The following is a 13,938-nucleotide window of genomic DNA, read 5'->3' as shown; positions in this document are numbered from 1 at the left end:
TTTTGCGGGTCGTGCGTCGAGTTACCGGCTTAGTCGCCGGCCTGTGCCGCCTCGCCGCGACCGCCGTGGCTGTCGTCGCCGACCGACTCCGAGCGGTGGAGCCAGTAGAGGACGCCGAACAGGACGGTGGCGAACACGTTCAACGCGAGTTTGTAGTCCGCCTCGATGCTCACCTCGGCGATTTGGACGCTCTCGGGCGCCGGAATGAGCCCCGCGCCGAGGAAGACGAAGTGGATGATGACGCCGGTCAGGACCGCCGCGACGAATATCATCCCCGAGAGGACGGCCGCGAACGTCGTCCCGTAGTACTCTCGGTAGGCGTCCATGATGGGCGGGACGATGAGGTCCGCATAGATGTAGCTCAGGACGCTCCCGAAGGGCAGGCCGTTCGAGAACAGGACCGCTCCGAACGGGACGTTCCCCACCGAGCAGACGAAGGTGGCGACGCCGATGACGGCCCCGAGGACCGCGGTCCAAAACACGTACACGGGAACGCCGAACGTCGGCCCCGAGAACACCGAGGTCCACACCGACTCGGGGATGAACCCGGCGATGAGGCCGGCGAAGATGAACCCGATGGCGATTTCGTCCCAGAGCATGCCCCACTCCTTCCACTGCTTGTCTGCGAGTGCCTTCCACCCCGACAGCGACGTGGCCCGCTCGCGGACCGTCGTGTTGGCCTCCTTGGGGTCGAAGCTCTCCTTGCACGACTCCGAGCAGAAGTAGAACGTCCGCCCGTCGTGTTCGACGGAGTACTCGGTCTCGTCGGGGTCCACCTCCATCCCGCAGACGGGGTCGCGGACGGTCTCCGAACTCTCGTCTTGGACGTTCTGTCGGGCCTGTTCGACCACCTCGTCGGGCACGAGGTAGACGAAGCCGAACGCCATCAGCCCGATGAGGATGAACCCGCCGAGGATGTCGGCCACGAGGAACTGCCAGCCGAGCAGAATCCAGATGACCGCGCCGATTTCGATGACGAGGTTGGTCGAGGCGAACATGAACGCCCCGAGGGTCGCCGCCGCCGACCCGCCCTTCTTGAACAGGTTCTTCGCCGTGGCGATGGCGCTGTAGGAACACGACGAGGAGACGAAGCCGAACAGCGAGCCGTAGCCGATTTCCCGCGGGCCGTGGCCCTCCAGTAGCTCCGAGACCTCCTCGCTCGAAGTCCACGCCTCCACGCCGCCGGCGATTGCGAAGCCGACGACGAGCGCCCACCACGTCACCCACGCCATGGCCGCGGTGGTCGAAAGCGCCTCTCGGGCGCTCTCGACGAGGAACGTCCCCAGCGGCTCCGTGGTCGTGAACACGCCGATGCCGACCGTCGCGAGCGCGATGACCGTGAGTATCGCGTATTCGGAGCGGTCCATGTGGTTGGATATGAGGGGAGCCGTCCCTAACTCGGTTGTGCCTAGGAGAATCGGGCTTTCGACGCGGTTCGAGTTTGAGTTCCGAAGTCGAGTCGGCGGCCGGCTTTAGACGGAAAGCCGAGCGTCGGCGCGGCGGCTCCGATGACCGGCCAGAAACGAGGGATGCGCGCGATGCCGGGCGATTCTCCTCGACCCCAGAGCGTTAACTTCTCGTGGGGTCTATCCTCGGCCCATGACCCTTACTGCGGAGTTCGTCATCCGTTCGCCCTCACTTCCGTTCGTCAGCCTCGCGGCGTCGCTCCCGTCGAAGCAACTAGAGTGCGTACACGGGCTCTGCCACGAGGGTGGCTCTCGGGTGTTCGTCGTCTACCTCGAACCCGACGACAACGTCTCCGAGGCAGACCTCTCCTCGCTCGACGAGGTTGTGGACACCTCCCCGCTCGGACGCGCGAGCGGCAAGGACGTCTACCAGCTCACCATCGAGCTGGCGGACGTCGTCTCGGAGGCGTTCGCGCCCGAGCGGTTCACCGCGACCCAGATGGAGCCGACGGTCGTCACGCCGGACGGCTGGTACGAAAAGAAACTGTTCCAGAACTACAACGCGTTCAACGGCATGCGAACCCGGTGCGAGGAGTACGGTATCGGGGTCGAGCTGGTGTCGATATCGCAGAACCCTCCCGAGGACGACGGGTCATCACAGTACGGACTGACCGAGCGACAACAGGAGGCACTCCAGTTGGCGATTGCCCGTGGCTACTACGAAAGCCCGCGACAGGCCAGCACGAAAGAACTCGCCGAGGAGATGGACATCTCACAGCCCTCGATGTCGAGTCTCCTCCGGCGCGGCGAGCGGCAACTGCTCACCTCGGCACTCGGGTCACAGCCGCAGGTAGAGCGCCTCTCCAAGTAGCGCCGACTCGTGTCGGCTGGTTCCTCGGTCACCTCGCTTCGGGTCGGGCTGGTTCGGACTGGGTCGGCGTTCGAACGGTGGTCTCGGCGGCCCACTATTTAAACACACTTTCATAGTAGCATAACTCCGAAGCCGACGGCGTCCCCACTCTCTATTCGATGACGACAGAATTCGGTTCAGAATTAGATGGGCAGGTCGCAATCGTCACCGGGGCGTCTTCGGGTATCGGCAGTTCGACTGCCGAGTCGCTCGCATCGCGCGGTGCGAGCGTCGTTCTCGCCGCCCGCCGCGAGGGCGAACTCGAAGAACTCGCCGCAACCATCGAAGACACCGACGGCGACGCACTCGTCGTTCCGACAGACATCACGAACGACGATGACATCGACACCCTCGTCGAGGCAACGCTCGACGAGTACGGCCGCATCGACATCCTCGTCAACAACGCCGGTCTCATGCCGCTCGCACACATCGCTGAGGCCGACCGCGAAACGCTACAGACCACCATCGACGTGAACTTCAGCGGCCTGATCAAGCTCACGCACGCCGTCGTCCCGACGATGATGGAACAGGAGAGCGGCCACATCGTCAACATCTCCTCCGTCGTCGGGCGGTTCCTCCAGGCGAACAGTTCGCACTACAACGCGACGAAAGCGGGCGTCAAGATGTTCGGCGACTCGCTCCGTCTCGACGTCGCCGAGGCCGGCATCCGCGTCGCCACTGTCGAACCGGGCGCGGTCGACACCGAACTGCTCGAACACATCCCCGACGACGAGGTCCAAGAGAACGTCAAGGACTACGTCGGAACGATGGACGCGCTCGCTCCCGAGGACATCGCTCGGACGATTACGTTCGTCGTCACCCAGCCGCGGCGCGTCGACATCAACGAGGTCCTCATTCGGCCGCTCGACCAGGTCCAGCCGTAACTCGACTCCGACAACTCGCGTCCGGTCGTCCCGTCGAGCCGAACACCGTTTTTTGACTGCCGCGCTCGGGACGAGCATCGCTTACGACGCAAAGAGACATCCGTATCTGTGTGTGTGGCTGTGACTGCGCGTCACAGATGAGTCTCTGTTCGCTCCCTGATTCAACCCCGTTGACCCAGAGTTAGCTCGTCACGAAGTTCCTCGCAAAATCATGGGCGCTGCAGGATTGAGAACTCCGCCCGAGAACCTGCACTCCGTGCAGAACCTCGGTCTAGTTCAAATCCTTCACGCAGGGATGATTCTCCACTCACGTTGTTCGCGGAAGAATCATGGGCGCTGCAGGATTTGAACCCACGGCAACTTGGTCCGAAGCCAAGCACTCTGTCCAGACTGAGCTAAGCGCCCTACATGACTTCGTCTGTTGTGGACTGTTTTAAATGGATTGATTCGAGGCGGCGACTCCGCGCGATTTATACCCGACCTCCGAACAGTACGGGGTATGTCTCTCGGCACGCGAGCGCGCGGGTTCGTCGAACTCACCCGACCGGGAAACGCCGTCGCCGCGGGCGTTCTCACCTTCACCGGAGCGTTCGTCGCCGGGGCGGCTCCGGGCGACGCGCTCGTCGTCGTCGCGGCGATGCTCGCCACCGTGTTCGCCACGGGTGCGGGTAACGCCATCAACGACTATTTCGACCGTGATATCGACCGCATCAACCGCCCCGACCGGCCGATTCCGCGCGGCGCGGTGACCGCGGCCGAGGCGAAGTGGTTCAGCGTCGCGCTGTTCGGCGGGGCGGTCGTCTCGGCGTTCGTGCTCCCGGTCGTCGCCATCGCCATCGCCGTCGTCAACCTCGTTGCGCTCCTCGCGTACACGGAGTTCTTCAAGGGCCTCCCGGGCGTCGGCAACGTCGTCGTCGCCGCGCTCACCGGCTCGACGTTCCTCTTCGGCGGCGCGGCCATCGGCGAGCCGTTGGGCGCGGTCGTCCTCTGTGTGCTCGCCGCGCTGGCGACGCTGACCCGCGAAATCGTCAAAGACGTGGAGGACATCGGCGGCGACAGGGAAGAGGGACTGCGGACGCTTCCCATCGTCGTCGGTGAGGAGGCGTCGCTGTGGCTCGGCGCGGTCGTGTTGGTCGTGGCCGTCGCGGCGAGCGCGGTGCCGTTCATCTGGGGCGGGTTCGGGCTGGCGTACCTCGGAGTCGTCGTCCCCGCCGACGCGGTCATGCTCGCGGCCGCGACGCGGGCGTTCGCCGACCCGGCCGCCGCCCAGCGCCGACTCAAATACGGGATGTTTTTAGCGGCGTTCGCCTTCATCGTCGGACGGGCGACGGCGCAGACTGGAGGAACCATATAAATGTATGCGGACGAACAATCGGTCGGATTCCGGGGAACGCGCCGACGAACGGGGGGCGTTCTATCCGCCAATCAAAAAGAATATTACCGGCTCACCGCATGGTCGTACTATCCGATGACCCTCGGCGAGCGGAAGCGTCACGCGATTGCGTTCCTCGGAGTCGATACCGTCGAACCGAGGTACCTGCATGTATAAGCTAGGCGCTGACCTCGACGTCGAGGTCGAACCGGGCACGAACCTCCTTCTCGTCGGGCCGCCGCTGACCGGCAAGCGCTCGCTGGCGCTCGATATCCTCGCCGAGGGCACCCGAAACGGCGAAGGCGCGGTTATCGTCACGACCAAAGACGGCGCGGACCGCATCCTCAACGACTTCGGCAAGCGACTCGACTACGAGGGCAACCCCGTCGCGGTCGTCGACTGCGTCACGAAACAGCAGGGCGTCGGCGAGGTCCGCGACGACGAGCGAATCCGATACACGTCGTCGCCGGTCGACATGACCGGAATCGGAATCAAGCTCTCGGAGATTCTCCAGGAGTACTACCAGGACCGCGGGCTCTCGGAGAACCGCATCATGCTCCACTCGCTGTCGACGCTCCTGATGTACGCCGACCTCCAGACAGTCTTCCGGTTTCTCCACGTGTTCACCGGCCGCATCCAGAGCGTCGGCGGCCTCGGCCTGTTCACCATCGACGCCGACGCCCACGACGACCGGACGATGAACACCATCAAACAGCTCTTCGACGGCATCATCACGACTCACGAGGACGCGCCGCCGGACATCCGCATCGCGGACCACTGAGACGGGAGTCCGAGATTCACAGGAGTCCGAGATTCCTCACTGGGACGGCGGCCGCGCCGCACACCCGCCTGACGTTTTTATCCGCAGACGGCCACGTCGTACGTATGCCCATCACCAGCGACGACGACATCCGCGCGCTGTTCGACGCCGAGACCATCGCGGTCGTCGGCTGTTCGGCCACGCCCGGCAAGCCCGCCCACGACGTCCCGGCGTACATGCAGCGCCACGGCTACCGCGTCGTTCCGGTCAACCCCTTCCACGACGAAATCCTCGGCGAGAGGGCGTACGACTCGCTCGCCGACGTGGACGAGGACATCGACCTCGTGGACGTGTTCCGACCGTCCGAGGAGGCTGGCGACATCGTCGACGCCGCAATCGAGCGCGCCGCCGACCGCGGCGACGTGGAGGCCGTCTGGCTCCAACTCGGTATCCGCGACGACGACGCGGCCGCCCGCGCCGAGGAGGCGGGGCTCTCGTTCGTTCAGGACAAGTGCTTCAAGGTCGAACATTCGCGACTCGCCTGAGAACCGCGGTTCGACCGGGTCCGGGTCGTCGCGGTTAGCCTTCCCACGACTCGAAGTCGCCGTAGACGCCCTTCGAGAGGTATCGCTCCGAGGAGTCGGGGAAGACGGTGACGACGGCGTCGTACGGGAGGTCGAGGTCGCCGGCGGCGGCCCGCTCGGCCACGTCGACGGCGGCCAGCGAGTTGGCGGCGGCGCTCGACGCGACGAGGTGGCCCTCCTCCGCGGCGAGGCGCTGCATCTCGTCGTGGGTGTCGCGGTCGCCGATTTGGACGATTTCGTCCACTAACTCGGGGTCGAACAGCTCGTTCGTCGCGGGGTCGTGCGTCCCGATGCCCTCGGTCTTGTACGACGCCTCCGCCACGTCGCGGCCGTGGAGCCGGGCGTAGAGCGAGCCTTCGGGTTCCACCGCGGTAACGAACGTGTCTTCGTGGTGCTCGCGGCCGTAGCGCGCCATCCCCATGAGCGTGCCCGCGGTGCCGCAGCCGGCGACGAGCGCGCCGACCTCGCCGTCGAGGGCGTCGTAAATCTCGGGCGCGGTCGTCTCGTAGTGCGCCTCGGGGTTGAGCGGGTTGGAGAACTGTTGGGGGACGACGGCGTCGTCGAGTTCGTCGGCGAGCTTGTGCGCGCGGTCGATAGCGCCGCCCATCCCGTCTTCGGTGGGCGTGTTCACCACGTCGGCACCGAGCGCGCGCATGAGCGTCTGTTTTTCGACGCTGAACCGCTCGGGGACGACGAACACCGCGCGGATGCCGAGCTGTCCGGCCGCGACGGCGAAGCCGATGCCGGTGTTGCCGGCGGTCGGCTCGACGATAGTGCCGCCCTCGGGGAGATCGCCCGATTCGAGCATCTGTTCGAGCATGTACGTCCCGATGCGGTCCTTGACGCTCGCGCCCGGATTGAACGATTCGAGCTTCGCGTAGACGGGCACCTCGTCGGGCGACGCGTGGACTCTGACGAGTGGCGTCTCGCCGACGGCGTCGAGCACCGAGTCGAGGGGGTCGCGGTGCGTGGTCATACGTGGGCAAAAGTTGCCCCTGGCCCTGAACGTTTTCATCCCGGTTCGTCCTTCGTCGGCGGTCGACTCGCGGCCGGAGCGACTGACGCCGGTCGAAACGAAAGCGTCGTCTTCGGGACTGGCAGCGGACTGTGACGGGGGACGGGATGTCGAAAGAGAACGGAGAGAGACGGAGGGGCGGTCGGATTACGCTTCGTCGGTGGTGTCGCTCGATGCATCAGCATCGGCGTCAGTCGCGTCGGCGGTCGGCTCGGTCTCGTCTCCGGCCGAGCCTTCCTCGGCCTCAGAGATGTGCGCCTGCGCGATTGCGGCGTCGAGGTCGACGCCCTGTTCTTCCGCGATGGCTTCGAGAATCGCCCGCTGTTCGGCGTTCTCGGCTTCGAGTCGGTCGACGCGCGACTTCGTCTCGTTGACCGTCTCGCGGACCTCGACGACCTGCTCGCGCAGTTCGTTGAGCTTCTTGTACACGTCTTCGGCCATCTCTGCGACCTTCTGGAGCTTCTTCGCGGTGCCTCCGAGTGCCATGTGTCGCCTCTCGGACTCGGGGCTTGTACGACTTCCGGTGCGGTGTCGCAAGAAGGCTGGACGCGAACAGCGCAAGCGGGGCGGAGAGACCGGGTCTCAGCCGAGTTCGTTCGGGTCAACCCGGTCGACGACGAACCGGAGGCCGACGAGCGCGACGACGCCGACGAAGACGAGCCCCGCGACGGCGACTTTCGCGCCGACGCCCGCGGTCCCGAGCGCCAGCCGAGCGGCCGTGTTCGCGGGGCTCAGGGGCAGCAGCGACGTGCCCGCGAAGACGAGGAGCACGCCGATGGAGTACAGGAGCTGTGCGACCCGGCGGTCGGGCGAGGTAATCGCCACCGCCGCGCCGAGGGTGACGACGACGGCCGAGAGCCCGGCGACCATGCCGAACAGCCACGGCACGCTCTCGATGGCCGTCCCGTTCAGTTGAAGGAGGAGCATCCACGCGATGGCCTGCACGGGTGCCAGCCCGCCGGCTGCGAGGAGCTTTCCGTCCACGACGGCCGCGAAGCTCACGGGTGCGACCCGCAGGAGTTCGAGCGTCCCGCGGGCGACCTCCTCCGTGAGCGAATCGACCACCAGCGACCCCGAGATGAACACTGGCAGGAACAACAACAGCGGGACGAGCACCGTGTAGGTGAAGCCGAAGTACGGGCTCGACTCCGCCGCCGGCGGGAGGGTAAGCGGGGTCGTAGAGAGGAACGCGCTCCGTTCCGCGCGCTCGTTGCGCTCCAGTTCGCGGAGCGCGTCGCGGAGGCGGGTGACCACCGCCGTCGTCTCCACGCCCGTATCGGGCGCGACCGCCGCGACTCGTATCCTGCCGTCCTCGCCCGTAGACGCCTCTAAGACGGCATCGACCTGCCGTTCTTGGAACGCCGTCATCGCGGCCGACGTGGACGAGTACGGCCGCCCGCTGAGTCCGTCTTCCGTCCCGACGGCGCGAAGCAGGTCCTCGACGGCCTCCTCGTCGCCCGTGACGGCCACGTCGACCTGATAGCTCGCCGCGCCGGGGTCGTACAGCGAGACGAGCCCGACGACGAGGAACGACGAGAACGCCGCGACAAATAGCTGGATGGCCAGCGCCAGCACGATGGTCTTCTCCTTGCGGAGGCTCCCGAGTTCGCGCCGAGCGATGGCGAGTCGCGGGCTACCCAAGGGCGTTCACCACCTGGAGGTTGTAGACGAGGTGAATCGCGATGGCACCCACGAGCGCGACACCGTAGGCTGAGCGCCCCCGACTCGCCCCGAGGGCGGTCACGCTGGCGGTCACCGCGTGGAGCGCCAGCGGCGCGAGGAACAACCCGAGAACGACGAGGGCGCTCACGCCGGTGCCGTCGGCGATACCGACGCCGGAGGGCGCGAAAGCGGTCTGTCCGAGCGTGAGCGACTGCAACCCGGCGAGTTGGGCGATGGCGGTGAACTTCTCGCCGACGAAGAACCCGAGGCCGGAGAGCCCGCCGAGGACGAGCGACGACCGGAGCGTCCGCGAAAAGCGCGCCTTCTCGAAGGCGGCGAGGACGTGGAGGCTCTTGGCCAACTCCTCGATGACCGCGACCGCGAGGAGAATCATCGGAACGGTCAGGTCCACCGGGAGGACGAACAGCACGGCGATGGCCAGCAGTTCGGCGATGAAGACGAACGGAATCGACAGCGCCGACAGGGTCGCCACGGAGCGCGCCCGCGAGATTCGGCTGTCGAGCGCGTCGAGGAACTTCAGCGGGACCGGCCGCTGGGTGAACATGTCTTCCTCGCGGTAGACGCCGACGCCGAGGAGGAACAACACGCCCGCGGCGAGGAGAATCGGCCCGACGGAAAACAGGAACTCGCCGAGCGGAATCGACTCGCCCGCGAGGTCACGGACGACGAGCGTCAACGGCGAGATGAGCGCGATGGGCGTGACGTTCGTGAAGATGGCCGGGACGAACGTGTACGTCGTCAGGAACACCGACACCGTCACCGTGACGAACGTGAGTTCCTTGAACGAGCGGGCGAACATCGCGCCGACGAACGTCGACGCGAGAAACAGGAGTCCGATGGGGACGACCGCGGCCACCGAGACGACGCCACCGCCGACCGCCGCCGCGATGGCGACGGTTATCGCGACCGTCCCGAGCAGGTACGGGAGCGTCTTGCCGGCGACGATGTCGCCCGGCGAGATGGGCGCGACGAGGAGCAGTTCGCCGCGGCGGTTGATGCGCTCGTTGAGGACGCTCGACCCGTAGGCCTGAATCACGAAGTTCATCGGCACGAGGAAAGCGAAGGCGAGGACGAGCGAGGCGAACGGGAACGGCGGGCTGATGCTCGCCGGCGACCCGCTGGTGTCGCCGCCGAAGAGGCTCGCCATCCCGCCGAGTGACGGGGCGTCGACGCCGCCGTCGTCGGCCGCCGCGGCGTCGGACGCGTCCGGGCCGTCGGCTGCCGAGCCACCCGCGGTGTCGCCGCCGGTGGTTCCGCTTCCAGTTCCAGCGTCGGCTCCGCCGCCACCGGTTCCGGCTCCGCCACCACCCCCGCCCGAATCGCCGTCGACGCGGCTTCCGGTCGGGACAAGCGCGGCGCGCTCGCGGTACTGGAGGTCAACGACGACCGGGAACGCCGCGGACTGATTCTCCTCGCGGGCCATCTGTCGCTCGTTGTACGACTGGACCGCGTCGCGGAACGCGCTGTAGGCGGCCCGACCGGTCTGCGTGTCCGCGACCGAGATGTGCGTCTCGCTGACGACGAGTTCGACGTTCGGGTCGGAGACGGGCCGCGGGTCGAGCGTGGATGACTGGTCCACGGCGTCGTAGTAGGGGCTGTCGCCCGCGATGCCGACGCGGTAGAGGTCGCGGTCGAGCGCGACCCCGCCGCCCGCTGCCCCGGCCGCGATACCGCCGGCGACGAGGACGGCGACCAGTCCGATAACTGCGGTTCGGCGGTCGAGCGTCCCCGCCGAGCGCGACACCTCCCAGCGGGCGATGCGGAGGACGGTCCGGGCGTGCGCGACCAGTCGCGTTCGGAGGTCGGTCACGACTGCCCGTTACCTCCGGGGACGCGCTGTTCGTGCTCGCCGGCGGCGATGGGCTCGTCGGCGGCCGCTCCGCGACCGCCCTCGGCTTCGCTCGTCGTCGGCGCTTCGCGGGCGAGTCGGAGGAAGATGTCCTCCAGCGACGCCTCGTCGGTTCGGATGTCGGCGACGCGACCGCCGGCAGCCTCGGCACGCTCGCGGAGCGACTCGACGGCCGACATCTCCTCGACGGCGGCGACGTGGCGCGCTTCACCTTCGCCTCCGACCTCGTCGTCCGCGGGCAGGGTCTCCGCGAGCGGGACGGTCGTGAAGACGCGGTAGGTGGTCTCGCCGTGTTCCGCGCGAATCTCGGGGACCGTCCCGCGGGCGATGATTTCCCCGCGGTTCATGATGACCACGCGGTCGCAGATGGACTCGACGTGAAAGAGGTTGTGCGCGCTGAAGACGACCGTCTTGTCCTCGTCGCGGAGTTCGCGGACGAACTCCAAGACGACGTTCGTCGTCAGCGGGTCGAGGCCGCTGGCCGGTTCGTCGTAGATGAGCAGGTCGGGGTCGTTGACGAGCGACCGGGCGATGGCGACCTTACGCTTCATCCCCTTCGACATGTCGCCGAGCCGGCGGTCGCGGTATTCGAGGTCGAGGCGGTCGAGCACCGCGCCGGTGCGCTCGTCGGCCACGTCGCGAGGCACGTCGTAGAGGTCGGCGAAGAATCGGAGGTACGACCGCGCCGTCATGTCCTCGTACAGCGGCGACTCCTCGGGGAGAAAGCCGAGTTTTCGCCGCATCGCCGGCTCCTCGGGGTCGTATCCGAGCACCGACGCCGACCCGCCGGTCGGTTCGACGAGTCCGGCGAGCATCTTCAGCGTCGTCGTCTTCCCCGCGCCGTTGGGGCCGACGATGCCGAACACCTCGCCCGACTCGACCGAGAAATCGCTTCCCACGACGGCGGGGAAGTCGCCGTAGGTCTTCCGCAGGTTCTCGACCGTAATCATTGAGAGACCTTCACGCGGGACGGGATAAAAGGGTTCGCGCGGGATTTCAGGATTGATAGCCTTCCCCTTCGCGGGGCAACAGTTTCGTCTCCCCGCGGCCAAGGTGAGGGTATGCCCGCAGACGACTACCTCTCGCCGTCGTTCGTCCTCTTCGTCGGCGGATTCGTCGCCGCCGTGTTCCTGTTCGGCGCACTCCTCGCCTTCGCCGCCGCTGCCGGCTCGCAGACCGTCGAAGGGTTGGCGGTGGCGCTGGCGGGACTCGGCGGGCTATTTCTCGTCGCGGGGGCTGTCGGTGCCGGAGTGATGCGCTATCGCCGCGGGCCGGGGTCGGCGTCGGCGTCGAAGACGGCGGCGACCAGAGAGCGCCGTTAGTCGTACTCGTAGAAGCCCTTGCCCGTCTTTTTGCCGAGGTCGCCCGCCGCAACCTTGCGCTTGAGCAGGTACGCCGGCTTGTAGCGGTCGCCGAGTTCCTCGAACAGCGTCTCGGAGGCGTCCAGACAGATGTCGAGGCCGATGTGGTCCGCGAGGGTGAGCGGCCCCATCGGGACGTTCGTGCCGAGAGTCATGCCACGGTCGATGTCCTCCTTGGAGGCGACGCCCTCGTCGTAGGCGCGGATGCCCTCGTTGAGCCACGGCATGAGAATGCGGTTGGTGACGAAACCGGGCTTGTCGTCAGACTCCCACGTCTCCTTGCCGAGGGCCTCGGAGAAGTCGTGGGCGAACGCGACGACCTCGTCGTCGGTCTTCTCGCCGCGGACGACCTCGACGCCCTTCATAATCGGAACGGGGTTCATGAAGTGGAGGCCCACGACGAGTTCGGGTCGCTCCGTCGCGGCCGCGATGGTCGTGATTGAGAGCGTGCTGGTGTTCGTCGCCAGCACGACGCCCTCGGGGACGATGTCGTCGAGGTCGGCGAAGATGTCGCGCTTGACGTCCATGTTCTCGACGGCCGCCTCGACCACGAGGTCGCAGTCGGCGAGGTCCGCGAGTTCGGTCGTTCCCGAAACGCGCCCCTTTGTCGCGTCGGCTTCGTCCTCGGTCAGTTTCTCCTTCGAGACGAACCGCGAGAGACTGTCGTCGATTGCCGACAGGCCGCGTTCGACGTACTCCGTTTCGAGGTCGCGCATGACCACGTCGTAGCCGGCCATCGCGGCCACCTGCGCGATGCCGTTGCCCATCGTTCCCGCGCCGACGACGCCCACCGTGTCGATATCTTCGGTATCGTACATGTCCGGGTCTGCGCGAGGTGGGGAGGTAAAACTTGCCGATGCGTTCGGAATAGTGACAGACTCGTGACTATCACGGGAAGACTCAAGTCGGGCGCAAGAATGGGGATATGCAACGGTGATTGGGGTGAATGACGCCGGCAGACACGACGAAGACGACGCGGGCGGGGACGGAGGGGAAGCCGTCTCGGACGCGCGCCGGAGCGACGGCGAGGGTACGAACCGGGCAAACGAGGCGGACGAAGCGGACGAGGGGCCGTCGAACCCCGACGAGGCGCTGACACACCTGCTCAGACCGCGAGGTGCTCGCGCGAGCGACGCGGTCCCGACCGAGCTACAGGACCTGAAGTACGTCGGCCCGGCGACCGCCGAATCCCTCGCCGAGTCGAACATCGACGTGGACGCCATCGTCGACGGCGAGGTGTGCTACCGCGACCTCGTCGCCGCCGGGACGAATCCCGGCGTGGCGGCGAAGATTCGGCGCTGGCACTCCCTTTCGTGGTCGTTCAACTCCGGCGACGACCTCGACCGCCGCTCCTCGCAGGTTCGCGGACTGGGCGACGACGAGCGCGCGTGGGTCGCCGCGAGTTCGGGTGACTGGGATGCGACCGACGGCGCGGCCGACGGCGACGGCGACTCCGGCGATTGGACCCCGGACGGCCGGGCCGAAGCGACGGAGACGAGCGGCCCGGCGCGAGACGGCGACTGGACGCCGTCGGGGTCGGACGACGACGCGAACGCGCGCTCGAAACCGACGGAGTCGGGTGATTGGACGCCGAGCGGGCGGGAGACGACGGGCGCGTCAGCCGACGGGTCGGGCGACGCGCTCGCGGCCGAGGCGGCGTGGCGAGAGCGGTCGAAGCCGAAGCCGCTGACGACGCTCGCCGACATCGACGAGACCGACGCCGAACTGCTCGCCGAGGCGGGCGTCCGCTCCGTCAGGCGACTCGCCACCGCCGACCCGGAACACGTCGCCGATGCCCTCCGAATCGACCCGACCGTCGTCAGTACGTGGAAGACGCAGGCGCGCGACGCGATGGAGTAGAGCGCCCACCACGCTCCCGAATTTTTACTATCTGAGTAGTAATTTTCATTCGGAGAATCATTTGCCGTAATATTTCGTTACGGACCCCATAACGGTCGAATTCGGCAATATCTCCTAAACCACTCTAGACGTAGCTTTTATATAGGTAGTTACACCACTTTGAATCAGATGATGCCCGGTTCCGACACAGCCGTCGACTCCCCGCAGACGGTATCTCCCGCCCCGACGACGCTCGGGGAACGTTCCCGCCTCGC

General features: G+C 66.8%; 14 protein-coding genes and 1 tRNA gene. 7 read left to right on the top strand and 8 right to left on the bottom strand.

The window, feature by feature from the left end; all coding sequences use genetic code 11:
- Positions 1–29: 29 nt before the first annotated feature.
- Positions 30–1,367 (bottom strand): permease, encoded by a 1,338-nt coding sequence (locus tag C5B90_RS00290; protein ID WP_115878158.1) that lies wholly within the window; start codon positions 1,365–1,367, stop codon positions 30–32.
- Positions 1,368–1,599: 232 nt separating this feature from the next.
- On the opposite strand from C5B90_RS00290, the gene C5B90_RS00285 reads away from it, so the two are divergent.
- Together C5B90_RS00285 and C5B90_RS00280 are read left to right on the top strand one after the other, a co-directional pair.
- Complete coding sequence (locus tag C5B90_RS00285) at positions 1,600–2,277, top strand: helix-turn-helix domain-containing protein (RefSeq protein WP_115878156.1); 678 nt, start codon at positions 1,600–1,602, stop codon at positions 2,275–2,277.
- A 158-nt stretch (positions 2,278–2,435) separates the two neighbouring features.
- On the top strand, positions 2,436–3,200 hold the full coding sequence (locus C5B90_RS00280; protein WP_115878154.1) for an SDR family oxidoreductase: 765 nt from the start codon (positions 2,436–2,438) through the stop codon (positions 3,198–3,200).
- Positions 3,201–3,530: 330 nt separating this feature from the next.
- Here the strand turns inward: C5B90_RS00280 and C5B90_RS00275 are convergent.
- Positions 3,531–3,605 (bottom strand) — tRNA-Arg (locus C5B90_RS00275).
- Between the two features lie 94 nt (positions 3,606–3,699).
- Here C5B90_RS00275 and C5B90_RS00270 point away from each other — a divergent pair.
- The 3 genes from C5B90_RS00270 to C5B90_RS00260 all read left to right on the top strand — a co-directional run bounded on the left by C5B90_RS00270 (position 3,700) and on the right by C5B90_RS00260 (position 5,877).
- Positions 3,700–4,554, top strand: a complete 855-nt coding sequence (locus C5B90_RS00270; RefSeq protein ID WP_115878152.1) for a geranylgeranylglycerol-phosphate geranylgeranyltransferase — start codon at positions 3,700–3,702, stop codon at positions 4,552–4,554.
- 187 nt (positions 4,555–4,741) lie between these two features.
- Positions 4,742–5,353, top strand: coding sequence for a recombinase RecA (locus C5B90_RS00265; protein ID WP_115878150.1), 612 nt, complete (start codon positions 4,742–4,744; stop codon positions 5,351–5,353).
- 104 nt (positions 5,354–5,457) lie between these two features.
- The gene (locus C5B90_RS00260) at positions 5,458–5,877 is read left to right on the top strand and encodes a CoA-binding protein (RefSeq protein ID WP_115878148.1); all 420 of its coding nucleotides are present in this window, start codon (positions 5,458–5,460) and stop codon (positions 5,875–5,877) included.
- A 34-nt stretch (positions 5,878–5,911) separates the two neighbouring features.
- On the opposite strand, the gene C5B90_RS00255 is transcribed toward C5B90_RS00260, so the two are convergent.
- From C5B90_RS00255 to C5B90_RS00235, 5 genes are all read right to left on the bottom strand, one after another.
- A complete protein-coding gene (locus C5B90_RS00255) occupies positions 5,912–6,892 on the bottom strand; it encodes a PLP-dependent cysteine synthase family protein (protein WP_115878146.1) in 981 nt (326 codons plus the stop codon).
- Positions 6,893–7,078: 186 nt separating this feature from the next.
- Positions 7,079–7,417 carry a DUF5798 family protein gene (locus C5B90_RS00250; RefSeq protein ID WP_115878144.1) on the bottom strand — a complete coding sequence of 113 codons (339 nt, stop codon included), beginning with the start codon at positions 7,415–7,417 and terminating at the stop codon, positions 7,079–7,081.
- 96 nt (positions 7,418–7,513) lie between these two features.
- On the bottom strand, positions 7,514–8,572 hold the full coding sequence (locus tag C5B90_RS00245) for an ABC transporter permease (protein ID WP_115878142.1): 1,059 nt from the start codon (positions 8,570–8,572) through the stop codon (positions 7,514–7,516).
- Complete coding sequence (locus C5B90_RS00240; protein ID WP_115878140.1) at positions 8,565–10,424, bottom strand: ABC transporter permease; 1,860 nt, start codon at positions 10,422–10,424, stop codon at positions 8,565–8,567. The genes C5B90_RS00245 and C5B90_RS00240 overlap by 8 nt, the downstream gene beginning before the upstream one ends.
- Positions 10,421–11,413, bottom strand: coding sequence for an ABC transporter ATP-binding protein (locus C5B90_RS00235; RefSeq protein WP_115878138.1), 993 nt, complete (start codon positions 11,411–11,413; stop codon positions 10,421–10,423). The genes C5B90_RS00240 and C5B90_RS00235 overlap by 4 nt, the downstream gene beginning before the upstream one ends.
- 111 nt (positions 11,414–11,524) lie before the next feature.
- Between C5B90_RS00235 and C5B90_RS00230 the strand changes: the two genes are divergently transcribed.
- Positions 11,525–11,785: a hypothetical protein gene (locus C5B90_RS00230; protein ID WP_115878137.1), complete on the top strand. Its 261-nt coding sequence runs from the start codon at positions 11,525–11,527 to the stop codon at positions 11,783–11,785.
- On the opposite strand, the gene C5B90_RS00225 is transcribed toward C5B90_RS00230, so the two are convergent.
- Entirely contained in the window at positions 11,782–12,642 is an 861-nt protein-coding gene (locus C5B90_RS00225; RefSeq protein WP_115878135.1) for a 3-hydroxyacyl-CoA dehydrogenase family protein, read from the bottom strand. The genes C5B90_RS00230 and C5B90_RS00225 overlap by 4 nt on opposite strands.
- Positions 12,643–12,766: 124 nt before the next feature.
- Between C5B90_RS00225 and C5B90_RS00220 the strand changes: the two genes are divergently transcribed.
- Positions 12,767–13,684, top strand: a complete 918-nt coding sequence (locus C5B90_RS00220; RefSeq protein ID WP_115878133.1) for a helix-hairpin-helix domain-containing protein — start codon at positions 12,767–12,769, stop codon at positions 13,682–13,684.
- Positions 13,685–13,938 lie beyond the last annotated feature (254 nt).

Source organism: Haloferax sp. Atlit-12N (assembly GCF_003383095.1).
In the GTDB taxonomy this organism is placed as follows: Archaea; Halobacteriota; Halobacteria; order Halobacteriales; family Haloferacaceae; genus Haloferax.
Note: the sequence above shows the minus strand (reverse complement) of the source record. Positions and strands in the feature narration are given on the sequence as shown.